This is a genomic window from Mesoplasma entomophilum, from assembly GCF_002804125.1.
Classification (GTDB): domain Bacteria; phylum Bacillota_I; class Bacilli_A; order Mycoplasmatales; family Mycoplasmataceae; genus Mesoplasma; species Mesoplasma entomophilum.
In genome coordinates this window covers 417,371-442,527 of sequence record NZ_CP024966.1, presented here as the reverse complement: position 1 = coordinate 442,527, position 25,157 = coordinate 417,371, and the positions used below count along the sequence as shown (strand labels likewise).

Genomic DNA, 25,157 nt, shown 5'->3' with positions numbered 1-25,157 from the left:
TATCATTTTTTTTATTTTGCAAATGCATATTCTTTGTTCAGAAATGAAAATGTTATAATATTTAAAGCAAAAGGAGATTTTATGATTCAAAAACCTAGGGGAACACAAGATTTATTTTTAAATAATTCAAAAGAATGAAATGCAGTAGAAGAAAAATTTAGAAAAGTTCTAAATGTTTTTAATTATGGTGAAATTATTACTCCAATGTTTGAATCAAAAGAATTATTTGTTAGAGGTGTAGGAGACTCAAGCGATATTGTAAGTAAAGAAATGTACGAATTTACTGATCGCAAAGGTCGCGAATATGTTTTAAGACCTGAAGGAACAGCACCAACTGTTAGAGCAATTATTGAAAATAAATTATATATTCAAGAAAATTTACCTTATAAAACATTTTACATAGGACCTATTTTTAGATATGAAAGACCTCAAGCTGGAAGATATAGACAATTTAATCAATTAGGTGTGGAAACATTTGGCATTGATTCAATAAGCCATGATGTTGAATTAATTTCACTAGGTCAATCATTCTTAAACGAACTAAAAATTGATAAAGATGTAGTTGTGGAAATCAACTATTTAATAAGTGGGGATGAAAGAAAAACATATGAAGCAGAACTTAAAAAATACTTAAGTTCATTTACTGATTTATGTTCAGATTGTCAAACAAGAATTAATAAAAATGTTTTACGTGTATTAGATTGTAAAATAGACGGAAATAAATTTACTGATGCTCCAAAAATGTTTGAATTTGCGAGTCAAGAAAATAACGACAGATTAAACAAAACATTTATTCAATTAAAAGAACTTGGAATTGAAACACAAATAAACTTTAACTTAGTCAGAGGATTAGATTATTACACAGGTTTAGTATTTGAATTTAAAAATGTTAAAACAGATCAAGCTATTATAGCTGGTGGTTCATATAATAATTTAGTTGAAGAACTAGGTGGACCAAGTTTGCCTGCTAGTGGTTTTGCAATTGGGATTGAAAGAATAATGATGATTCTTAAAGATCAAAATATAAAAGTATCAGATGAAGATGAATTAGATCTATTCATTATTCCTTTATCTGATGAAGCTCAATTTTTAACAAATAAACTTTTACTAGAAGCAAGAAGTGCTAACTTGAAAGTTGACACAAACTGAAATATTAAAAACTTAAAAGCAGGATTTAAATCAGCAGAGAGAATGAATGCAAAGAATATAGTCATTGTTGGCGAAAATTCAATTAATAGCGATAATTATGCAATCAAAGATCAAATTTCTGGGGAAACAACAGAAGTAAAATTTAATGATATTGTTAAATATTTAAAGGGGAAAAAATAAAAATGAAAAGAACACATAATTGTAATCAATTAAACATTTCAAATATAAATCAAGAAGTAACCTTAAAAGGATGAATCAAAAAAATTCGTAAAATGGGTCAAATAACATTTATTGATTTAAGAGATTTTTATGGAATTACTCAAATTGTTGTTGGCGAAAGCAAACAAGAACTTATTGCTAACTTAAGACCTGAATATGTAATTTCAATAACAGGTAAAGTTATTGAGCGTAAATCAAAGAATACAGATATTGCTACTGGGGAAATTGAAATTGATGCTGATACAATTCAAATAATCAATAAAAGTGAATTAACTCCTTTTGTCATTGAAAATGATGTAGAAGTTTCAGAAGAGACAAGAATGTCATATAGATATTTAGATTTAAGACGTCAAAAAATTCAAAATAATATGCTTTTAAGAGCAAAAGTTAACAGCATCATTCGTAGAGAATTTGAAGCTGATAATTTTGTTGAAGTTGAAACTCCGTACTTTGGTAAATCAACACCAGAAGGAGCAAGAGATTTTTTAGTGCCTTCAAGATTAAACAAAAATACTTTTTATGCTTTACCTCAATCACCTCAATTATATAAACAATTATTAATGGTTAGTGGATTTGATAAATACTACCAAATTGTTAGATGTTTTAGAGATGAAGATTTAAGAAATGATCGTCAACCAGAGTTTACTCAATTAGATATGGAAATGTCATTTGCTACAGCTGAAGAAGTTCAAGATCAAATTGAAAAAGTAATTAAAAAAATATTCTTGGAAGTTAAAGGAATAGACTTTAAAGAAAAATTAATTAAAATGCCTTTTAAAGAAGCAATAGATTTGTATGGTAGTGATAAACCAGATATTAGATTTGATTTAAAAATTAATACATTAAATGAAATTTTTGAAAAAACTGAAATTAAATTATTTGAAGGGTTTAAAGAAAACAACTTATCAATTAGAGGAATTTGTGTTGAAGAGTTGCTAAGTAAAAAACAGTTAGAAGCTTTAACTGAAACTGCAAAACAAAAAAACTTTAACAATTTAGCTTTTGCCAAATTTGAGAACGGAAATTGAAGTGGTTCAATTGCTTCAAGTTTATCAGATAATGAAAAAGAAGCTATAGTAAAAAAATTTGATATTAAAGATAAAGCAACTATTTTGTTAAATGTTGGTAAATATGACAAAGTATCAGATATGTTAGGTGCTGTTAGAAATAAAGCAGCTGAAATCTTAAACTTGACAGATCCTAATGACTATAAACTATTATGAATCATTGATTTCCCATTATACGAATGAAGTGATGAAGAAGAAAGATATGTAGCAGCTCATAATCCATTTACAATGCCAAATATTAAATCAATTGCTGATTTTGAAACTAATAAAGAAAATGCAATTGCTGATTCATATGACTTAGTATTAAATGGATTTGAACTTGGAAGCGGTGGAGTTCGTATTACAGACTCAGAAATTCAACAAAGAATGTTTGAAGCAGTAGGATTAGATGATGAAACTATTGAAAAAAACTTTGGTTGATTTATCAATGCATATAAATATGGAGCGCCAAACCATGCAGGATTTGCTTTTGGTATTGATAGAGTAATTATGTTATTAACTAATTCAGAATCAATTAGAGATGTTATAGCATTTCCTAAAAATTCAAAAGGAATTGATATGATGAATGATGCACCTAGTTATGTAGAAGATAAACAATTAACAGAATTAAGTATTAAAACAATAAAATAAGCTAAACATCAATTGTTTAGTTTTTTATTTAATACAGAGTATTTTAACTAAAAAACAATTAAAACTAAAAAATGATAAAATTATTTAAAGGAGAATGCTATGAAGGGAATATTTGATATAGAAAATGCCTTAGTTATATTTGGTAAGCCAATTCCGTTTTTATTTATTTTTATTTTCTTTGCATCACTTCTTTTATTATCTTTGTTTATTTATTTAACAAAGTTTATTGTGACAAAAACAAAAATAGATAAAAGTAATAATAACTTAGAACTTGAAAAAATTAAAATTGATGAAGAAATTAACTCAATAATTAGAGAAACAAAAAGTAAAGAAAGGTAAGATAAACAATGAACAATGATATTATGAATGGTGCTAATCAGCAAAATCCGAATGAACAAAATCAAATCAAAAATCCAAACTATGTTAATTCTAATAACTTAGCGTTTGGCGACAAAAAATTTATTGCTATAGCTCCTGAGTTTACAAAAAAGGAATTAGAAGCAGTTAATGTAAACAAAAGAATAGCTAAAGAAATTAAGATGGAAAAATACAAAATTGCTTTTTTAATGTTTACATCAATTATTTGTTCATTAGTTTCTGCATTTTTTATTGCTTTAAATTATATTAAACTTCAAGATGGTCAAAATTTTTTAAAGATTAAACCTGAATTGGTTCCAAGTGCGGCAATTATGATAAGCATTTTAATTTTGAGTTTAATAGTAATGGTAATAGCTTTAATTGATTTAAGGCATATCTTGATTGATGTCAAAGGATATAAAACAGATTTATTAATGGGAAAGGAAAGAATTCCGTTCTTTATAATTAAAAGTTACAAAAAAATAGTTAAAAGACATATTTACTTAAATTGAACATGTTTTGGAATCTATTTATACGGTGGTTTAACAACTTTGATTTTATTTTTAGTTAATAAATCAGATAAAGTTAGTTTAGATTCAGAAATAATGATTTTTATTATAGTTTTATCATTAACTGCTGTTATTCAAATTTTTTCACTAATGTTTAATTATTCAAGAAAAGGTAATATTGATTCATTTTATGGATATGAAATAATTCCTCTTGATCAGCAACTAGCTTTAAAAAAAGCTGCAAATAAATTTTGTATGCTAGTTTTCTTTACAATATTAGCAATTGTACTATTTGTAATATTTATTCCTTACTTTATCATGAGAAAAAAATCTGATAAAAAACTTTGATGATTCTTATAGAAAATAAAATTAATTCTTAATAAATTTCATTAAATAATATTTTTTTATTAAAAGTCTTGTAATTTGTACTAAATTTGAGATAAAATATTAATAGTTTATTGAATTGGAGTTGAAAAAATGGCAAGTATTATCGTACACGAGGGAGAATCAATCGAAAAAGCTCTTAAACGATTTCAAAAAGTAGCATCATCTAATAAAGCTGAAGCTAGAAAACGTGAATATCACCTAAGTAAAAAAGAAAAAAGAATTTACAAACAAAAACAAAACCGTAAATATAAATAATAATTAGCAATAAATGCTAAAAGATGCTTATAAGCATCTTTTTTTTATATTCTTTCTAATATTAGTTATTAATTAAAATTCAATATATAATTTATTTAAAAGCAATAGAGGAGAAAGATATGAAAATATTAGTTTTAGGTGGTTGTGGAACTTTGGGTTCAGCAATCGTTAGTCAATTAAAAGAAAAAGATAGTTCTTATGAAATAATCACAGCTGGAAGAAAAACTGGCGATGTTCATGTAGATATGACTTCAGAAGAAAGTATTGAGGCAATGTTTGCGAAAATAGGTAATGTGGATCACATAGTTAATGCTGCTGGTTCAGCTGAAATGAAACCAATGGAAGATTTAACTCAAGATGATATAAAATTCTCAATAAATAGTAAATTGTTAGGTCAAGTTAACATGGTGTTAATTGGAAGCAAATATTTAAACGTAAAGGGAAGTATTTCATTAATTGCTGGTGTAATTAAAGATGAATTAATTAAAATGGGAACAATGTATGCTTTAACTAATGGTGCTATTGCTGCATTTGCAAAAGCAGCTGCATTTGATACTAAAAAAGATATTAGAATTAATTGTATTAGTCCAAGTGTGCTTGATGAATCAATGGTTGAATATGCTGAATATTTTAAAGGTGTAAAATCAGTGCCAGCATCAAAAGCAGCAAAAGCATTTATTGATGTCATTGAAAGCGATGTTAACGGCCAAGAGATAAAAGTTTATTAGTAAAAAAGAACTATTAGCAATTAAAACTAATAGTTCTTTTTATTTTAAATTGATTGTAAAACCTTTATAAATATAAATGAAGGATTCAATATAATTTGATTGAAGATAAGCCAAATACATGATATTTAAAAATTGCTTTTCAGTTATTTCAGTTCGCTTTAATAGGTTTGATGCATATTTAACGATTGTGTTAACAATAACCCTTGAATCAAAGAAAATTCCATCATAAACAACTTCATTTTCAAAAATCCCTTTAATAACATCCTTAATTATTTCATTTCCACCAAAAGTTACGAGAACTTCCTTTTTAAATTTATTTCATTTATCTAGTAAAACTATATTAGCAAAATTAATTGCTTCTGTTTTATTAAAATTATTTAGATCATAATCAACTTTTTCAGTATAAAACGCAGCTATAGTACTTAAAGAAGCAACATATCCATTTAGTTGCATATAATTAATAATTGACTTATCAAACTTTTTAAAAGCATGTCTTTCACTAACTATAGTTTTTAGTTTAGGTGTATAGAAATTTAAGTAGTTATTAATACCTTTAATAAAATCATTAAACTTAACTTCATTTATACTGTCAAAAGTAATGTAATCATTTGGTTGCAATCCAAATTTAGTAATAAATATTTTACATTTTTGTAACTTTTTATTTACTGGTTTATCTCATCATGAATTTAATTCTTCTAAATGTGATAATTCAGCTTCATTTAACTCTTTTAACTTGAAAATTTGAATCATTATAACTCCTCTATTTTATTCTTTTTTATATTATAAGGTATAATTAAATAAAATTATACTTTTAAAAGGGAGAAAGAATATGAATAATGAAATCGAAATTGATTTTTTAGAACCAGGATTGGCTATTATCATTTCAAGTTTAGAGAACATTGAAGCAGAATTGAAAAATAATAAGGAACTAACTTTTCTTTTAGATGATTTAAATGAAGTTGAAGAATTAGAAGATTTAGCTAAATTGTTAACAAAATTAAAAAGTCTTGAAAAACAATTGTTATCAGAAATTAAAGCTTTAAATCATTTGGAAGAGTTCGATATAGTTTCTGATTTACAAATAGCAACAGCGATGAGTGATTTTTTAGCAGCTGATGAATTTTTATTTAAATTTACAGAATTAGTTGAAACAAAAGATATTGTTGTAACTCAAGAAAATATTTTAGAAATTTTTAAAGAAGAAATAATTAAACAAGTTAACAAAATTTACAAAGAAGCTATTTCTAAATTGAAAAATATTTATGACAATGAAAATGAATTTATGAAAGTTTTAAAAATTGCAACTGATGAAAGTAACTTAAATGATTTAAGAGAAGCAAGCAAATTAATGATTAATTTACTAAAAATTGAAAGAACTGTTAGTGAAGAAAAAAAATATGAAATTCTAGCAATTCTAAACAAAGCTGAATCATTAATTAATTTAATTGATATTTGATCACAATACGAAATTGATTTTGAAGAAGAATAAAATGGATTCAAAATTTATAATTGCAATTTGCATAATAGGTTTATATGGATTAATACTTTTAATTGTAGGAATTTTAGCTTATATGTATTCAATTAAACATAAACCTTATAAAAAAGTTAATGATGAATATTTGAAAGAAATAGCAGAGTATAAAAAAAATGAAGCAGAAGTTTTAAAAAGTTTAAAACCAATCAAAACAAAATTCAAACTATCAGAAGATGAAAATGTTTATTTTATAGATGAATTAAATGTTTCTTATAATGAATTTGAAATTAAAAAAAACAAGAAAAAAGAATTTGATGATGAATATGATCAATACATTAAGAACTTAAAGAAAAATTATTCATTATTTAAATTTAAACCAAAACAAAATGATCTTGAAAAATCACTTATTTATATAAGTAATAAAAGAATTGTTTTAGATGATGGTAAAGAGTTCAAAATTATAAAATTAGAGAATATACTTTTAACAGAATATTTCATTTTGAACTTTGGTGGAGAATATTTAAAAGCAACTTATTTAAAAACAAAAAATGAAGAAATTTATTTTGTTACAGATGATTTAAAATTAAATTCTATTATTACAAGTTTTAGAATGGAGAATGATTAGTATGAAAATAATTATGTTTCCTTTAATAATTACTATATTTCTAATGTCGTACTCACTTTATATAATTGCTAAAGACTATAAATATTTTAATCAAATCAAGAAATTAATAAACCAAGAAAGTAAACACTACAAAAATAAAAAAATATTTAATATCTGTTTGATTTTCTTTATTTGCATATTATTGATGAGTTTAGCTTTTGTTGTGTTAACAATTATTTGCTTGATAATAATGAGCAATACATTGATTTTAATACAATCAGTTGTTTGTATTATTTACATGCTAATGTTAATTCTTTGAATAACTTTGATTCAAAACAAAATTAAATCAATTTATGTAGTTGTTAAAAATAATAAAATGGTTATTTGAAATAAAGTTTTTGAATTTGAAGAAATTGAAGTTATTAAAAATGATGTTAATCGTAAAAAAATAATATTCAAAGTTAAAGAAGCTGAAGGTTATGATTTCATAAAGGTTTCATATCACTGAGAGTTAAAAGATTTTTTAACTGAATTAAAAATAAAAACAGAATTTATATAGGAGGTAAATATGTTTAAACAAAGTGAATTTATAAAGTCTGCAGCAAATAAGTCTGGATGAATTGAAGATAGTATCCCAGAAGTTTGTTTTGTAGGAAGAAGTAATGTAGGTAAATCTAGTTTTATTAACACATTAGCAAATAAGAAAAAATTAGCAAAAGTAGCTAACACACCAGGTAAAACAAGATTATTAAATTTTTTTGATATAAATAATGGTAGTTTTAGACTTGTTGATGCTCCTGGTTATGGATATGCTAAAATATCTAACTCGATGAAAGTTGAGTTTGGTATTATGATGGAAGATTATTTAACCTCAAGAGAAAACCTAAAACTAGTTTGTATGTTAGTTGATTTAAGACATAAACCAACAAATGATGATATTCAAATGTATGACTTTTTGAAAGCAAATGATATTCCAGTATTAATGATTGGAACAAAGTTGGATAAGTTAAAAAGAAATGAAATCGTCAAAAATGAAAAATTAATAAAAGAAACTTTGAAATTTAATCAAAATGATGTGTTTGTTAAAGTTTCAAATTTAGATAAAATAAATATTAAAGAAAGTTATGATGCTTTAATTAGATTAATAGAGGTAGAAAATGGATAGTTGAGAGAGTAGTCAGATAAAAGAGATTGAAAATAAGTTAGATACTGACGTAAGAGTAGGTTTAACAGAAGAAGAAGCTGCAAAAAGGCTTTTAGAAAATGGCAAAAATGAATTGCCAACTGCAAAAGTAACACCTTGATGAGTTACATTTTTGCATGCATTTCTTGAACCATTACAACTAATATTAATGTTTGCTGCTGTTATTTCAGTTGTAGCGCCATTAATTTCATCGCCTGGTCAAAAAATAGGCTTTCATGAGTTTATTGACTTTATAGTTATTATGCTTATAGTTATTGTTGATGCTGTTTTAGAAACAGTTCAAACAGTAAAAGCAAGAAAAAGTGTAGATGCTTTAAAATCACTTTCTAAACCAAAAGCAATTGTATTAAGAGAACATAACCAAAAAGAAATTGATGCATCTGACTTAGTAATTGGTGATATTGTAGTTCTTGAAGCTGGAAAATATGTGCCTGCTGAATTGAGAATTATTGAATCAGCTGATTTCATGATTGATGAAGCAATTTTAACTGGTGAATCTGTGCCTGTTGAAAAATCTCAGAAAGCTATTAAAGAAACTACAATATTAGCTGAAAAAACAAATATTGCTTTCATGTCAACGTTTACAACTGCAGGTAGAGCTGTTGGGATTGTTATTGCAACTGGATTAAACACTGAAATTGGGAAAATTTCAGAGGCAATTGACAAAAACGAAGAAAGTGAAACTCCACTTGAGAAAAAAATTAGCAAATTTGGATATCTAATTAGTTGTGTTGCTGGTTTCATTGGTATTCTTGTATTTTTATTATTATCATTAGTTGGTGGTTTTGAAGCCTGAGCAAGTTACTTAATGGTTGCTATTACTTTAGCAATTGGAATTATTCCTGAATCATTAGCTGCTGTTATTTCTATTACATTAAGTTTTTCAACAAAAAGAATGGCTAAAAATAACGTTATTGTTAAAAAATTAGCTAGTGTTGAAACTTTAGGATCAGTTAATGTTATTTGTACAGATAAAACTGGTACTTTAACTCAAAATAAAATGACTGTTAAAAAAGTTATTGATAACAATAGAATAATGGATTCTAATGAATATTTAGATTTAGATAAAAGCATTCAAAAAGAATTATTGTTAAAAGCATTAGTTTTACCCAATGATAGTATTACTGAGGGAACTGAAAGAATTGGTGACCCAACTGAATTAGCATTAGTTGACTTTGCTGAATTAATGGGTGTTGATGAATTAGTTTATCGTAAAAAATTTGAAAGAATTGCCGAAATACCTTTTGATAGTGAAAGAAAACTGATGAGTACATTAAATACTGTTGGAAAAAAATCATTAGCATTTACTAAAGGTGCTATTGATCAATTGTTAAGTATTTGTGATCATATAATGATTGAAAACGAAGTTATTAAATTAACTGAATCACATAAAAATGAAATTATGCGTGCAAGTACTAATTTAAGTGATGATGCTTTAAGGGTTTTAGCTTTTGCATACAAAGAAGTTAAAAATGAAAAGTTTGAGGAAAAAGGACTTACTTTTATTGGAGCTGTTGCTATGATTGACCCAGTTAGAAAAGAAGCTGTTCAAGCTATTGAAGAAGCTCATGCTGCTGGAATTGAAGTATGTATGATTACAGGTGATCATGCCATTACTGCTTTAGCAATTGCTAGAGATTTAGGATTAGCATATGACGCTAAACAAGTTATCTCATCAGATAAATTAGATACAATGTCTGATGAAGAACTGGAAGAAATCATTGACAATATAAGAGTGTTTGCTCGTGTTAATCCAGAACACAAAGTTAAAATTGTTGCAACATTGCAGAAAAAGGGATATATTGTCTCAATGACTGGTGATGGAGTAAATGATGCACCAAGTTTAAGTAAAGCTGATATTGGTGTTGCTATGGGTATCACAGGTACTGATGTAGCTAAACAAGCCAGTGATGTTATTTTAACTGATGATAACTTTGCAACTATTATGACTGGAGTTAATGAAGGAAGAAACGTTTATCAAAAAATTAAACGAGCAATTACTTTATTAATGGGATTCAACTTAGCAAATGTTTTGTCAATTTTAATTATTTCTTTAATATTTAAAATATCACCATTAGAAGCAACAAATATTTTATATATTAACTTAATTGTAGAATCATGCTTAGCTATTGCTATTGGAATGGGTCCATTAGATGACACTCTAATGAAGCTTAAACCACAAGTTGGTAAAAATGGATTATTAAAAGGATTAATAATCCCTATTATTAAAATTGGTGTGCTATCAGCATTATGTTCAATCGGTTCATTCTTTATAGGAATGATGGCTACAGACGTCAATGCTTGAAACAATATATTTAAATCAGGTGAATATGTTGGAAAAATAAGTTTAGATTCAAATAACTGACTAGACCAAATTCATGCAATTATGAATAGTAGTTTATCAGCTATTGATAGAAATAAATTACTAGATGAATATATCGTATTTGGAAGAACAGCAATGTTTATAACCATAGTTATGTCACCTTTATTTTTTGCACATTTAATCAAAATATCAAATTGAAAAGCATCTAAAAAAATTAAATTACAAGTATCTAAACCTTTAATTTTTGCATCTTTATTTGCATTAGTTTTATCAATTGGAGTTATTACAATTCCTGGATTAAACAGTGACATTTTAGGATTAGTAGGATATTCCAAAGAAACAGCAAAATGAGCAAGTAATAATATTTGAATTATGTTTGTAGCATTTGCAATTTCAGTTGTCCCATTTTTCTTAATTTTATTAATTGATGCAATTGTATTTTACTCATATCATTTATCAGTTGGTAATTGACAAAAAAATCAAATGTTAATTGCTGAAATGATTAATCAAGATGTAAAAGAACAAAATAAAAAGCGTAAAAAATAATGAAGTAAACTCATTATTTTTTTTATTTGTACATAAATAATATGATTTTACTTTTTGTTAAAGACTAAATATTATAAAATTAATATATTGAAATGGAGAAATGAATAATGAAAAAAGAATTAGAAGCTAAATATAGTTATGAAATAGTTGAAGAAAATAGATATGATTGATGGATTCAAAATGAATATTTCAAAGCTAACCCAGATTCTAAAAAACCAAAATTTTCAATTGTTTTACCTCCACCTAATGTAACAGGTAAATTACACATTGGTCATGCATGAGATGGAAGCTTGCAAGACGCAATTATTAGATTTAAAAAATTAAATGGATTTGATGTTTTATATTTACCAGGTATGGATCACGCTGGAATTAGCACTCAAGTTAAGGTTGAAGCTAAACTAAGAGAACAAGGAATTAGTCGTTTTGAATTAGGAAGAGAAAAGTTCTTAGAGCAAGCATGAAAATGAAAACATGAATATGCATCAATCATTAGACAGCAATGAGCTAAATTAGGTTTAGCATTTGATTACAGCATGGAAAAATTTACATTAGATGAGGACATTAATAAAATTGTTACTGAAATATTTGTAGATTTTTACAATAAGGGTTTAATCTACAAAGGAAAAAGAATTGTTAACTGAGATCCAATTCAAAAAACTGCAATTTCAAATGTAGAAGTTATTTACAAAGAAATTGAAGGCTTTATGTATCATTTTAAATATATGATTGAAGGAACTAATGAATTTTTAAGTGTAGCTACAACAAGACCAGAAACTATGTTTGCTGATCAATGTTTAGTGGTAAATCCAAAAGATGAAAGATATGAAACATTTATTGGTAAAAATGCTATTAATCCTGTTAATAATCAAGCTATACCAATTATTGCTGATGATTACGTAGAATTAGAGTTTGGAACTGGAGTTATGAAATGTACTCCAGCACATGATTTAAATGACTTTGAAATCGCTGTTCGTCATAATTTAGCAAAACCTATTTGTATGAATGAAGATGGAACAATAAATGAAATGGGTGGAAGTGAATATGAAGGATTAGATCGTTTTGATGCTAGAACTAAAATCATTGAAAACCTAACAAAGGAAAAAACATTTATTAAAGCAGAACCTATAATTCACCAAGTTGGTTTTAGCGAAAGAAGCAATGCTATTGTTGAACCTTATTTAAGTGATCAGTGATTTGTTAAAATGGATAGTTTTGCAGATATGATTTTAAAACTTCAAGAAAGCGATAAACACATTAAATTCTTTCCTGAGCGTTTTGATCAAGTATTAAAAAAATGAATGGAAAATATTCATGATTGAACTATTTCTAGACAGTTATGATGAGGACATAGAATTCCTGCTTGATATCACAAAGATGATAAAACAAAAATTTATGTTGGAATGACAGCACCAAATGATGCTGAAAATTGAACTCAAGATGAGGATGTTTTAGATACTTGATTCTCATCAGGTTTATGACCTTTTGCTACATTAATGCGTGGTGAAGGTTTTGAATCAAAATATTTTAAAGAATACTTACCAAATGGTGTATTAGTTACAGGGCATGATATTATTTTTTCTTGAGTTTCAAGAATGATATTCCAAACAATTGAATATACAGGGCAAATACCATTTAATGATGTTCTAATCCATGGTTTAGTAAGAGATGAAAACGGAACTAAAATGAGTAAGTCTTTAGGGAATGGAATTGATCCAATGGATGTTATTGCTAATAACGGTTCAGATTCATTGAGATTTTCATTATTAACCAATTCTACTCCAGGGCAAGACATTAGATATAGTGATGCTAAAGTTAAATCAGCATGAAATTTCATTAATAAATTATGAAATGCTTCAAGATATGTTTTAATGAATTTAGAAGAAAACTTTAAGCCTTGAACTGAAGAAGAGATTTTAAATTCAGCAGCACTAAATGAAACTGATAAATGGGTTCTAACTGAATTTAGTAAAGTTTCAAAACAAGTTAACTATTTAATTGATAAATACGAATTTGCGATTGCTGGAAAAATGTTATATGATTTTGTTTGAAATACATACTGTAGTTGATACATTGAATTTGCAAAAGTAAATTTAAACAATCTAGAAACAAAAGAAGCAACTCAACAAACAATAGTTTATTTATTAAAAAATATTTTAATTATGTTGCATCCATATCTACCATTTGTAACAGAACATATTTACAAAACATTGGATATGAAAAAATCTATTTTAGAAGAATCATGATTTGATAAAGAATTTGCTTTTGAAACAGATTATATTAATGTTGTTATTGAATTAATTAATTCAATAAGAGAATTTAGAGCAACAAACAATATTAAAAATAGTGTAGTGTTAAATTGAAATGCAACCAATGGTAATTTAGATATCATAAGTAAATATACTAAAGAAATTAATAATTTCTTAAATGAATTTGTTAATGCAAATTTAACAATTAATGAAAATATATTAACTCAAACAACAAGCTTATCAGTTCTTGATTTCTTTATTGAAATTCCTAATAATGATTTTATTGATAAAGAGAAAATGCTAAATGAATTAATCAACAAGAAAAATGAACTCCAAAATGAAATAACTAGATCAGAAAGAATGCTGAATAATGATAATTTTATTTCTAAAGCAGCTCCTTCAAAAATTGAAGAAGAAAAAGAAAAATACGAATTATATAAGCAACAATTGCAACTAATCGAAGATAAGTTAAGTAAAATCTAAAAAAACGGTAAAAACACCGTTTTTTTTGCTATTTTGAAATAATAAAACAGTTGTAAATAAAGTATAATTTATTTAAAAGGGGTTAATATGAGAAACATTTCAATAGATTTAATAAATAAAATAAATAATTACATTCTAAAACAAAAGTTTTCAGCTGATGCAACATTGGCAATCTTAAATAAGGAACTTTTAAATTATGACAAGGCAACTCAAGAACATATTAAAAAATATACACTATATTTAATTTGACTTGATGATAACAAAAAAGATGCATCTCAAGCATGAGAAAAATATGTTGCTAGAGTTGAGGTTTTAGAAGCTAAGAATAATGTTAAATTAGTTAATGAAAAACAAACTGAGAAGTTAATTAAAGACCTACAAGATCCTTTTAGCAAAATAAATCAAAACAAACAAAAACGCAGTAGATTAAATTCTTTATCCAATAACTTATGAAAAAAACAAGAGGAAGAAAAACCAAAACAAATTGCTTTTGAAGAAGTTATTTCAAAAGAAGGAGAGATTTTAATTACTAACATCTATGCTGAAACAGTTGATAATGATTTAACAAATGAAACAATTGAAGATATTACAGAAGAAAATACAATCCCAACTTATGATGAAGAGCAATCTCAAGACGCTTCTGAATTGATTGAATCAATTAATAAAACAATTAGTGAAAACTTTGATAAATCAGAAGAATTAGATTTTGATGAGGACTTAATTGATTTAACATCAACTTTTGAAGAACTAAAAACTAGTGGAACCATTAATACCCATGAAAAAACAATTAGTGAAATTATTTCTTCAACATTACAAGCAGATAAAAAAGAAATATTTTATGAAGAATATAGTGATGATCAAACTGATCCAGTTTCTGAAAATATAGATAATGATGATTTAATCTTTGAAAACTATGATCAATTACCAGAAGATGAAAAGACAATAGCATTATTTGATGATGAAATTAATGATTACTCAACAATTGATATTCTTGGAGAAATTGAATATGTTGAAGATGAAGAATTAATAATTTTAGAAAATTCGCTAGAAAGACAACATGATGATACTTTCTTAAATACAGCTGAATTAAATGAACAAAGTGATGATTCAATTCAAACTGCTGATTACAATGAATTAGATGGTGAAGCATTATCATTTGAAGAACCTAACAAAGAAATTAGATTTAATTCAGAAGAAGATAAAGTTCATTTTTTACATGAAAAAGATTATATTAAAGAAGGATTTAATAAGCCATTTAAATCAACTGATATAATGCAAGAAAAAAATGAAATAAACTTTGACTTTGATCAAGATGCAATCAAAACTGAAGACTATAAAGAATTAAAACAAGATACACTAACTATATTTGATGAAACAGAAGAAAGACAACATGATGATACTTTCTTAAATACAGCTGAATTAAATGAACAAAGTGATGATTCAATTCAAACTGCTGATTACAATGAATTAGATGGTGAAGCATTATCATTTGAAGAACCTAACAAAGAAATTAGATTTAATTCAGAAGAAGATAAAGTTCATTTTTTACATGAAAAAGATTATATTAAAGAAGGATTTAATAAGCCATTTAAATCAACTGATATAATGCAAGAAAAAAATGAAATAAACTTTGACTTTGATCAAGATGCAATCAAAACTGAAGACTATGAAGAATTAGAAAAAATGACAACTGCAAGTTTATTAGAAACTGATGAAGATAGTTTAAAAGACTTTGAATTTAATACATTTGAGGAAAAAGAAATATCAATTATAAGTGAAACTCAATTTAACGATAACGGTTACAATAATATTGAAGAAATAAGCAATGAAACTGAAGTTAAAGATGGATCAGCAAATCATTTAATAGATAATAAAGTTCAATATGGTGAAATTGATGAAAACTTTGATCATGAAATCGAAAAAGAATTAAATCAAATTGAAGAAACAATTAGCAATCTTGAAAGTTACACTGAAAAAGTCAATAATGAAATTGATGATTTATTTTTTAGTGAAGAGGAAAGAACATTATTTGAATTTGAATCTGAGGAATTAGACGTTGATGATACAATGTTTGAAAATGTAACATTATCGTCTGGTATTGATCAAGAAGCTAGCACAATGGATGCATTAAAATTCCTTGATGATGTCGAAGATAAATATGAAAATATTCTAAGTGTTGATTTGGAAGAAGAAATGCTAAATGATGCACGTGAAGATTCAACAATGGATGCATTAAAATTCCTTGATGAAGTCGAAGATAAATATGAAAGTTTATTAAGTAATAATTTAGATGAAGAAATGCTAAATGATGCACGTGAAGATTCAACAATGGATGCATTAAAATTTCTTGACGAAGTCGAAGATAAATACTCAAAACTATTTGAATCAATGGATGAAGATGAAATTGGAACTATTGATAACTTAAACTGACAATCTGATGAAGAAGTTGATCAAATTGACTCAATAAATCTTGATCACATTGCTAAAGTTGGAGAAATTATAAAATATAATAACTCAGACTATATAGTTGTAGGTATGAGTCAAAAAACTGATAATTTTGGTGAAATTGTTGAAACTATTTTAGTTAGTGAAAACGGAGATATAGACAACTCAATTGAATTAATTGTAGAAATTAAATAAGAAAAAATACTTCAAATATGAAGTATTTTTTTATATTAAATTGATTTTTTAATAAAATTTACAACATCTATAAATTTTATTAAAAAATTGATTGAAGTGGACATTTTAGAAATTCTTATAATTTCTTCAACATCATTCATTTCTAATATAGAATCAAAATTTATATCTCTTAAAATTTTTTCCAAGAGCTTCTTTTTATCATTTAATGAGAATGTTTCAAATTCTTCAAGCAATATATCAGATGAATCCAGTATGCTTATATTTATGCCAACATGTTCTCTTATGGTTTTGAATCTTTTGCTAATATTAAATTCAATTAGAGAGTAAAATTCTGGTTCATTTTGCTTATTTATTTCAATATCTAAGCCCATTTTGTCTAATATTCAGTTAAAAGAAATAATTACTTTTTTATAATTCATTAATTTATTTTGAACAAAAATAATAAATTCAAATATTCTTTTTTTATTTTCTTGCTCTTTTTTATTAGTTTCGTTAAATCTTTGTTTTTCTTCAATTAGTAGTTTGCTTATTTCTTCAATGAACTCATCAATGAACTCATCAATTTTAGATAATTCTTTTTCTAAATTAACTAATTTAATTAAATTTTTATCATACATTTTATACAGAGAATCAAAATTATATTCGTTTGATTCATTTAATTCTTGAACTAAATTAATATTTTTTATACACGCATTAACATCATCAATTATTTCATCAACTAATATGTTGCTGACTAATTTACTTAATATCATGAAAAAAACCTCCATTTAACGTCTTATAACCTATAAATAATATTATACAACAATGAAATACTATATTAATTTGTTAAAATATAAAAAGGAAAAGAAGAGAACTATGAAGTATAAAAATTTGGAAATAAAAAATAATTCAGTTAAATTAAATAAATACCAATCAATCTACTTTAACTTTGAGGGTTTACAAAGTAAATTAAAAGAAATTAAGTTTCCAGTTTTAATTTTAGATACAGAGTTTTTTAATCGTAGTCATGACTTTGACAATATTGAACCAAAATTATATGGGGAAAAAGAAAAAGACATAGTTTATTTGATGAACTATTCATTTGCTAAGAGCTTTAATGAGATTCAATCAAGAAACAATCATAAGTCAATTAATAGTTTATCCATAAAAAGAAAAGTAAATGATGACAAATATGACTTTAAAAGTCAATATCAATCAATGATCAAAAGTTTTATAAATATGTGTATTAATAAAAACATTAGAACTATTATTTTTGCTGGACAAGACAATGATAAAAAAATAATTGAACAATGAATCAATACTTATAAAGCATTATTTAAAAATAAAAAAACAGATTTATTTATTTTTAACAAAGATACAAAAAAATATAGACTAAATAGTTTTGATATTTATGATGCATTAGAACAAAACTTAAGTTTTGCAAATTATTTAAAAGATGGGACAAAATTTTATAATGAACAAAATCTTAAAAAGGGTGATATTGAAGATTCAATTAAAATTAGAAGCTTGAAAAAATTCTTTGACTATACAGAAGAACTACATAGTAAATATAATTTTAAAGAAGACAATATTACGTTCTTATGTAGCAGAGCATTAAAACTATTTAGTTTAGAAAAAGTATCACAAAGTGAACATGATAAATTATCAAAAAGTTTAAAAGAAGCTAGATCGCATTGTTATGATGATGTTCTAAAAATATTAGTTTTAATCAAATTCTTAAGCTATATTATGAATAAACAAATGGGGGAAACATGAGCAAGTGTATAGGTTGTGGAATTTTAAAACAAAATAGTGATCAAAATAAGGCCGGTTATGTTATTAAACCTGAAAATGAATACTGTTTAAGATGTTTTAAAATTAAAAATTACAACGAGTTAATTAATCAAGAAATAAATGCTGAAGAATTTATTTTAAAATTAAAAACTTTAATTCAAAATGAAAGACCAAAAGACATTGAATTTTTCTATATTATTGATATTTTTGACTTAGAAGGAAGCAGAGTAAAAGAGATTGAAGCAGCTATTAAAAAATACCCTGTGACAATTGTTGTTAATAAAATAGATTTACTTCCAAAAGCAGTTAAGTTAGCCAAAATAAGAAGATATATAACTGACCTATTTGCAAAAAGCGATTTACTTGATGCAAATATTATATTGAACACTAGTTTCAAAAATAACTTCACAAATAGTCTATTAAACAAAATTAAAAAAACTAAAACTAAAAAATATTTTATAGGTAGTTCAAACGTTGGTAAGTCATCAATTATTAATTCTCTGTTAAAAGCAAATAATTTGATCCCACAAATTGTTGAATCAAAATACTTTAATACAACACTAGATTTTATTCAAATTAAATTATCAAGTGATGACATAATATTTGACACTCCAGGAATAGCTAGAAGTAATTCAACAGCAAATTTATTAAATAAAGAAGATTGAAAATACATTTATTTTAATAAAGAGGTTGCCCAAAATACATTCCAATTAAAACCTGGCAATACCATTTTTTATGCAGGAATAGCTTGAGTTGATTTTGAATGAATAGAGGAAGAAATTAATAGTTTTCATTTCTTTAATAATAAGGAAGTTAAATTACACAGAACAAATATAAAAAATGCATTTGATTACTACAATAGAAATAAGGAAAATATAGTTCCGTATAACTTTAATACAAAGTTTATAAAAAGAGAGTTTATTTTTAATGAAAAAGATATTAATAAAGAATTTGAAATATCTATTTCAGGATTAGGGTGATTTAATTTTAAAGTTAAAAATTCTATGAAAATAACAATAAATATTCCAACTGACAATGTTGAAGTTGAAACAACATTAAGAAAACCATTGGTTTAGTATAAAATAAACTTAAGGGAGTATTAAGATGAGTGAATTAAAAGAATTAACTATGCCAGAGGTTATAAAAGAAATAAACCGTTTGGCAAAGATCAAAAAAGAGCGTGAGTTAAATGCAAAAGAAAGTGCTTATAGAGAAGAACTAAAAGTGCTTTACTTAAAATACTTTAGAAGTGGTTTTGAGCAACAACTAAAAAGTACAAAAGTAATTGATGCAAATGGAAATGATGTTACACCAAGCAAACTAAAAAAAGAAGGAGAGAAACATGATAAACAAAAATAACAACAACTTAAATGCTTTAAGAATTTTAGGAGTTTCAGCTATTAATAAAGCAAATTCAGGGCACCCTGGTATAGTTTTAGGTGCTGCTCCAGTTGTCTATACATTATTTAACAAGATAATGAAACATAACCCTAAAAATCCAAAATGATTTGATAGAGATAGATTCGTATTATCAGCAGGGCATGGAAGTGCATTGTTATATTCAGCATTACATTTAGCAGGGTATAATTTATCAATGGATGAAATCAAAAATTTTAGACAATGAAATAGTAAAACACCAGGTCACCCTGAATCTCATTTAACTGAAGGTGTTGATGTAACAACTGGACCTTTAGGACAAGGTGTTGCGATGGGTGTTGGATTAGCAATTGCTGAATCTCATACTGCTTCAGTTTACAATCAATCAGGAATTAATTTAGTCGATCACCATACATTTGTTTTATGTGGTGATGGAGACTTACAAGAAGGTGTAGCTCAAGAATCAATTAGTTTAGCTGGTAGATTAAAATTGAATAAATTAATTTTAATTCACGACTCAAATGACATTCAATTAGACGACAAAGTAGAAAAAGCTCAGAGTGAAAACATGCATGAGAGATTTAAAGCTGCTCAATGAAATACTTTAAAAGTAACTGATGGTGAAGACTTAGTTGCTATTGAAAAAGCAATTAATGATGCTAAATTATCAGAAAAGCCTACATATATCGAAGTTAAAACAATTATTGGTATTGGAGCTTCAAAACAAGGAACAAGTGCTGTGCACGGAGCTCCTATTGGTGCTGATATTGAAACTGTTAAAAATGTATTTGAATGAAAATATAATGATTTTGAAATACCTACAGAAGTTTATGCACACTGAAATGAAAATATTTCAAAAAACTTATCTATTGAAGAAAAGTGAAATCAAGAATTAGATAAATTGAAAGATGTAAATCCTGAATTATGAAAACAATTCACAGATGCTATTAACAAAGAAATTAATTTTGATTTTGAAGCATTAAAAGGTAAAACTCCAGAAAAAGCAGAAGCTACTAGAGTTAGTTCAGGAAATATTTGAGATAGCATAAATGCTCAAGTTAAATTCTTAATTGGAGGATCAGCTGATTTAGTTTCATCAACAAGAATTAAAGGTGCTGATGGTCAATTTGACGTTGATAATAGAAGTGGAAGAAACATTCTTTATGGTGTTAGAGAATTTGCAATGGGCGCAATCAACAATGGTATTCACCAACATGGAGGGTTAATACCATTCTCAAGTGGATTCTTTGTATTCTCAGATTACATGAAACCAGCAATGCGTTTATCATCAATTATGAATACTCAACAATTATTTATCTTTACTCACGATTCAGTTGCAGTTGGAGAAGATGGTCCAACTCATCAACCAATCGAACAACTAGCAATGATTAGAAGTATTCCAAATCATATTACATTTAGACCAGCTGATTATGCTGAAACATTAGCCTCATACAAAATAGCATTACAAGATTTAAAAAACTGTCCATCAACTTTAGTTTTAACTAGACAAGATTTAACTCAATTACCTCATAATGATGTTTATGAAGAAGTTAAAAAAGGAGCTTATGTAATGTTAGACCAACCAAATGCAACAGTAACACTAATTGCAACTGGTAGTGAAGTTGGATTAGCAATGGAAACAGCTAACAAATTAAAAGAAGATGGCATTATTGCTAAAGTAGTTTCAATGCCATCAACAAACTTATTTGATCAACAAGAACAATCATACAAAGACAAAGTTATTGATAAATCAACATTAAGAGTTTCAATTGAAATGGGGACAACTTATGGATGAAGTAAATATACAGGTGATGATGGATTAAACATTGGAATCGATATTTTTGGAGCAAGTGCACCAGCTAATACAGTAATTAGTGAATATGGATTTACAAGTGAACAAATTTTTAATAAAATTAAAAAGGTTATAAAGTAAGAATTTAAAAATAAAAAAAATAGAATAGAGTGAAATTATGATATTATTTACAACAGAATTTAAGGCAGGAGAATTAGCAGGAATGTTAATCGGAGTTATCTTAGGAGCAATTATCTTAGGAGCAATTATTGGCTTTTTCATTACTAGAGCAATGGTTAAAAAACAATTAAAAGATAACCCGCCTGTTACAGAAAAACAAATTCGTGCAATGTACATGAGTATGGGAAGAAAACCAAGTGAATCAGACATTAAAAAAACAATGCGTGCAATGCAGCAAGCTAAAAAATAATTATAAGTGAAATATTTTTTTCAACATATAAAAAAATAATTAATAAATTAAAAATATGTATTTGATGCAAGCACCAAATACATATTTTTTGTTTTAAATTTTCAAATAAATGCATTTTTTAAACACTAATAAAATTACTTTCTAAATTTACTCAAAAATAAACTCACATATCACACTTATCCTTTATTTATTAACAATTTCATATAAAATATAATATTTTGTAAATAAAATAAATGAGGAGAAATATTTTGAAAAAATTACTAGGTTTATTAGGCACGATATCATTGATAGTACCAACAACAATTTTAACAGTATCATGTAGTACTAATACTAAAAAAATTAATATTGCAACAATCATTGAAAAAAAGAATTTAGGGATTATAAATAAATCAACAGAATATGAAATAAGACAAGCTGTTTTGTTAAATAATCCAAAGTTATTTACATCAGATTTTGAAATAACAAATATTAATATAAGTGAAGGTTCAGGAACTGCAAGATTAATTGGTCAGGATAAATATAATGGCGAAGTTACAGTTTCTTTTTACATTGTCCCAGCTTTAGAAGACAATCTCATAAATACTGAATTGGGCGTTATAAGTAGCAAAACAGAAAGTACAATTCGAAGTGCGATATTATCAAAAAATCCAGATATTAATACTAATGGTTTTGAAATTACAGAAATAGATTCAACATCAGCATTAATAATAGGTGATGATTTTATATATAATGGCTCAGTCACAGTTGTTTTTACAATACAGGCAAAAAAACCAAATTTAAGTAGTGTTATCACTGAAAAAGATTTAGGGATTTTATCTGATAACAACGCGCTAACAATTCAACAAGCAGTCATTAAATTAAATCCTAAGTTAACATCAAAAGATATTAGTATCACTTCTATAACTCAAACATCAGCAAAAGTTAATTCAACATCATCTGGAAGATATACAGGTTTTGTAAATGTTACATTTACTATCAATGGAACAAAACCAGAAAAAACTAATTTAGCGAATGTTATAACTAATCAAAATATTACAACTGTTTTACCAAATGCAGATCCTGATATAATATTAAATGCTTTAGTAAAAGATAATTCTAAGTTAGATTCTAATTATGTAAGAATATATGACGCAGGTTTTAATTCTTCAAGTGGCTGAGGTTGAGCTAGAGTTACTTCAACTGATGAAAATGTTTATATCAATCCAAAAGAAGGTTATCTTGATTTAACTTTTAAAGTAGATGAAAATCTTTTAGCTACTGATTTAGCATCAGTAATTATAAATACAAATTTAGGTACTTTAGATAAATTAGATGAAATAACTATTAAAAGTCAATTAGCAAAATTGAATCCTAATTTGGAAGTTAATTACGTAGATATTAATAATATAACTGAAGTATCAGCAACAGTTACATCAAATAATCCAAGCAAATATAAAGGAAGTGTAAACATAATTTTTAAACTTGATACTTCAAAAGCTGTTCCTCTAGCTTCAGTATTAAAACAAACTAGTTTAGGAACATTAAACTCAACTGATGAAGATACAATTAAACAAGCAATTAAATCAAAAAATCCAAGTATAGATATTAATGCAATAGAAATTGATGCACAATCAATTACTACATCAAACGCATTAGTTAAATCAACTGATCCAACAAAATATAGTGGATCGGTTGAAATAGAATATATTATAGATACAGCAAATGCAGTTGATTTAAGCACTTTAATAAAAGAAAGGAATTTAAAAGGTATATCTGACAACTTAGACTCAGGAATAATCAGAAATATTTTAAAATTTAACCCAGCTACAACAATTCAAGAAAAAGATTTAAAAGTAATCAATAAAACAAATGAATTAGCAACGATTCAATCTAATAATTTAGCCAAATATAAAGGCAGTGTAGAAGTTCAATATGAAGTAAAAACCCTAGTTGGATATCATTATGATTGAGGAGGAAATTTTGAAAATAAAATTGCATTAAATGATAAAGATTTGTTAACTTCTTCTTATAATGTTATTAATTTATCATTTTTATATTCTAATGTAGAATATCAAATGCCAACTTATAACCCTAATAATCCTGTCGCAATAAAAGAAGGAATTAAAGCGTTACAATCTCAAGGTAAAAGAGTACTTATATCAATGGGAGGAGCTACTGCTGAACATATGAAATTTAGAAGTGATCAAAAAGAACAATTAAAAGCAGCGATTAAAAGTGTGATTAACGAATATGGTTTTGATGGATTAGACATAGACTGAGAATCTGCTTCTTTAAATAGTTCAGAAAGTAAAAATGTAACAGCTCAAGCTCTTAAAGAATTAAAAGATGAATATAAATCTGAAGGAAAAGATTTCATTATAACTATGGCCCCTGAATTTCCTTACCTTAGAAAAAACACTGAAGGTAGAAACTATAAAGAATTTTTAGATGGGCTTGATGGTTATTATGACTGAATAAATCCCCAATTTTATAATGGTTGAGGAGATGGTGTTCAAGTAGAAACAAGTGATGATGCTGCAAAAACAGGTGTTCAACAAAACACATATATTACAAATGACAATGTTGATAAACGTGGTGAATTTTATTATTTAATGTCAAAATACATTACTTCAAGGCCTAATAATCAAAATGGTTTTTATCAAATACCAGCAGATAAATTCATTATTGGTGCTTCAACAAATGAACCAGCAGGAAGAGGAGCAGGTTCAAAAGAAGCTTTCAATAAAGCTTATAATTTATTAAATTCTGATGGGATTAAAATTAGAGGATTAATGACATGATCAATTCTTTTTGATGCGTTTGAGGGTATGATACCAGATACTTATGGAGGGACAGAGCCAAAAATTATGTGATATAGATGATCATACAGTAAATGATTTGATGAAAGTTTTGGTAAATTAAAAAATGTAAAATAAAGTGTAAAATTTAATAGCAAGTAATTAATAATTAAAAAAACTCATTTAA

Annotated in this window: 21 protein-coding genes; 19 read left to right on the top strand and 2 right to left on the bottom strand. The window is 26.0% G+C overall.

Going from position 1 to position 25,157, the window contains the following annotated elements; genetic code table 4:
* Nucleotides 1–81: 81 nt before the first annotated feature.
* The 6 genes from hisS (at nt 82) to MENTO_RS01930 (ending at nt 5,301) form a co-directional block, all read left to right on the top strand.
* Entirely contained in the window at nt 82–1,329 is a 1,248-nt protein-coding gene (gene hisS, locus MENTO_RS01955) for a histidine--tRNA ligase (RefSeq protein ID WP_099651526.1), read from the top strand.
* Nucleotides 1,330–1,331: 2 nt separating this feature from the next.
* Nucleotides 1,332–3,065 carry an aspartate--tRNA ligase gene (gene aspS, locus MENTO_RS01950; RefSeq protein ID WP_099651205.1) on the top strand — a complete coding sequence of 578 codons (1,734 nt, stop codon included), beginning with the start codon at nt 1,332–1,334 and terminating at the stop codon, nt 3,063–3,065.
* A 99-nt stretch (nt 3,066–3,164) separates the two neighbouring features.
* Nucleotides 3,165–3,404 carry a TIGR04561 family membrane protein gene (locus MENTO_RS01945; protein ID WP_099651204.1) on the top strand — a complete coding sequence of 80 codons (240 nt, stop codon included), beginning with the start codon at nt 3,165–3,167 and terminating at the stop codon, nt 3,402–3,404.
* An 8-nt stretch (nt 3,405–3,412) separates the two neighbouring features.
* Nucleotides 3,413–4,291 (top strand): MSC_0882 family membrane protein, encoded by an 879-nt coding sequence (locus MENTO_RS01940; protein WP_099651203.1) that lies wholly within the window; start codon nt 3,413–3,415, stop codon nt 4,289–4,291.
* A gap of 117 nt (nt 4,292–4,408) precedes the next feature.
* Entirely contained in the window at nt 4,409–4,573 is a 165-nt protein-coding gene (gene rpsU / locus MENTO_RS01935; RefSeq protein WP_011183260.1) for a 30S ribosomal protein S21, read from the top strand.
* 119 nt (nt 4,574–4,692) lie between these two features.
* Complete coding sequence (locus MENTO_RS01930; RefSeq protein WP_099651202.1) at nt 4,693–5,301, top strand: short chain dehydrogenase; 609 nt, start codon at nt 4,693–4,695, stop codon at nt 5,299–5,301.
* Nucleotides 5,302–5,340: 39 nt separating this feature from the next.
* Here the strand turns inward: MENTO_RS01930 and MENTO_RS01925 are convergent, their stop codons facing one another.
* Complete coding sequence (locus MENTO_RS01925; protein WP_099651201.1) at nt 5,341–6,051, bottom strand: hypothetical protein; 711 nt, start codon at nt 6,049–6,051, stop codon at nt 5,341–5,343.
* Nucleotides 6,052–6,130: 79 nt separating this feature from the next.
* Between MENTO_RS01925 and MENTO_RS01920 the strand changes: the two genes are divergently transcribed.
* The 7 genes from MENTO_RS01920 to MENTO_RS01890 all read left to right on the top strand — a co-directional run bounded on the left by MENTO_RS01920 (nt 6,131) and on the right by MENTO_RS01890 (nt 16,821).
* A complete protein-coding gene (locus MENTO_RS01920) occupies nt 6,131–6,790 on the top strand; it encodes a hypothetical protein (RefSeq protein ID WP_099651200.1) in 660 nt (219 codons plus the stop codon).
* Between the two features lies 1 nt (nt 6,791).
* On the top strand, nt 6,792–7,400 hold the full coding sequence (locus tag MENTO_RS01915) for a hypothetical protein (protein ID WP_099651199.1): 609 nt from the start codon (nt 6,792–6,794) through the stop codon (nt 7,398–7,400).
* Between the two features lies 1 nt (nt 7,401).
* Nucleotides 7,402–7,938: a hypothetical protein gene (locus MENTO_RS01910; RefSeq protein ID WP_099651198.1), complete on the top strand. Its 537-nt coding sequence runs from the start codon at nt 7,402–7,404 to the stop codon at nt 7,936–7,938.
* 9 nt (nt 7,939–7,947) lie between these two features.
* Nucleotides 7,948–8,544 (top strand): ribosome biogenesis GTP-binding protein YihA/YsxC, encoded by a 597-nt coding sequence (gene yihA / locus MENTO_RS01905; protein ID WP_099651197.1) that lies wholly within the window; start codon nt 7,948–7,950, stop codon nt 8,542–8,544.
* Nucleotides 8,537–11,452, top strand: coding sequence for a cation-translocating P-type ATPase (locus MENTO_RS01900; RefSeq protein ID WP_099651196.1), 2,916 nt, complete (start codon nt 8,537–8,539; stop codon nt 11,450–11,452). The genes yihA and MENTO_RS01900 overlap by 8 nt, the downstream gene beginning before the upstream one ends.
* Before the next feature lie 107 nt (nt 11,453–11,559).
* Nucleotides 11,560–14,181: a valine--tRNA ligase gene (locus tag MENTO_RS01895; RefSeq protein WP_099651195.1), complete on the top strand. Its 2,622-nt coding sequence runs from the start codon at nt 11,560–11,562 to the stop codon at nt 14,179–14,181.
* Between the two features lie 87 nt (nt 14,182–14,268).
* A complete protein-coding gene (locus MENTO_RS01890; RefSeq protein WP_099651194.1) occupies nt 14,269–16,821 on the top strand; it encodes a hypothetical protein in 2,553 nt (850 codons plus the stop codon).
* 35 nt (nt 16,822–16,856) lie between these two features.
* Here MENTO_RS01890 and MENTO_RS01885 read toward each other — a convergent pair whose 3' ends face one another.
* Nucleotides 16,857–17,573, bottom strand: a complete 717-nt coding sequence (locus MENTO_RS01885; protein ID WP_099651193.1) for a hypothetical protein — start codon at nt 17,571–17,573, stop codon at nt 16,857–16,859.
* Between the two features lie 103 nt (nt 17,574–17,676).
* Here MENTO_RS01885 and MENTO_RS01880 point away from each other — a divergent pair, with 103 nt between their 5' ends.
* The 6 genes from MENTO_RS01880 to MENTO_RS01855 all read left to right on the top strand — a co-directional run bounded on the left by MENTO_RS01880 (nt 17,677) and on the right by MENTO_RS01855 (nt 25,108).
* The gene (locus MENTO_RS01880; RefSeq protein ID WP_099651192.1) at nt 17,677–18,588 is read left to right on the top strand and encodes a hypothetical protein; all 912 of its coding nucleotides are present in this window, start codon (nt 17,677–17,679) and stop codon (nt 18,586–18,588) included.
* Nucleotides 18,573–19,670: a ribosome biogenesis GTPase YqeH gene (yqeH, locus tag MENTO_RS01875; protein WP_099651191.1), complete on the top strand. Its 1,098-nt coding sequence runs from the start codon at nt 18,573–18,575 to the stop codon at nt 19,668–19,670. The genes MENTO_RS01880 and yqeH overlap by 16 nt, the downstream gene beginning before the upstream one ends.
* 28 nt (nt 19,671–19,698) lie before the next feature.
* Nucleotides 19,699–19,953: a DUF896 domain-containing protein gene (locus MENTO_RS01870; protein WP_099651190.1), complete on the top strand. Its 255-nt coding sequence runs from the start codon at nt 19,699–19,701 to the stop codon at nt 19,951–19,953.
* Nucleotides 19,937–21,904 (top strand): transketolase, encoded by a 1,968-nt coding sequence (gene tkt / locus MENTO_RS01865; protein ID WP_099651189.1) that lies wholly within the window; start codon nt 19,937–19,939, stop codon nt 21,902–21,904. The genes MENTO_RS01870 and tkt overlap by 17 nt, the downstream gene beginning before the upstream one ends.
* A 37-nt stretch (nt 21,905–21,941) precedes the next feature.
* Nucleotides 21,942–22,193: a YneF family protein gene (locus tag MENTO_RS01860; protein ID WP_099651188.1), complete on the top strand. Its 252-nt coding sequence runs from the start codon at nt 21,942–21,944 to the stop codon at nt 22,191–22,193.
* 248 nt (nt 22,194–22,441) lie between these two features.
* Nucleotides 22,442–25,108 carry a glycosyl hydrolase family 18 protein gene (locus MENTO_RS01855; protein ID WP_167372680.1) on the top strand — a complete coding sequence of 889 codons (2,667 nt, stop codon included), beginning with the start codon at nt 22,442–22,444 and terminating at the stop codon, nt 25,106–25,108.
* Nucleotides 25,109–25,157: the final 49 nt, after the last annotated feature.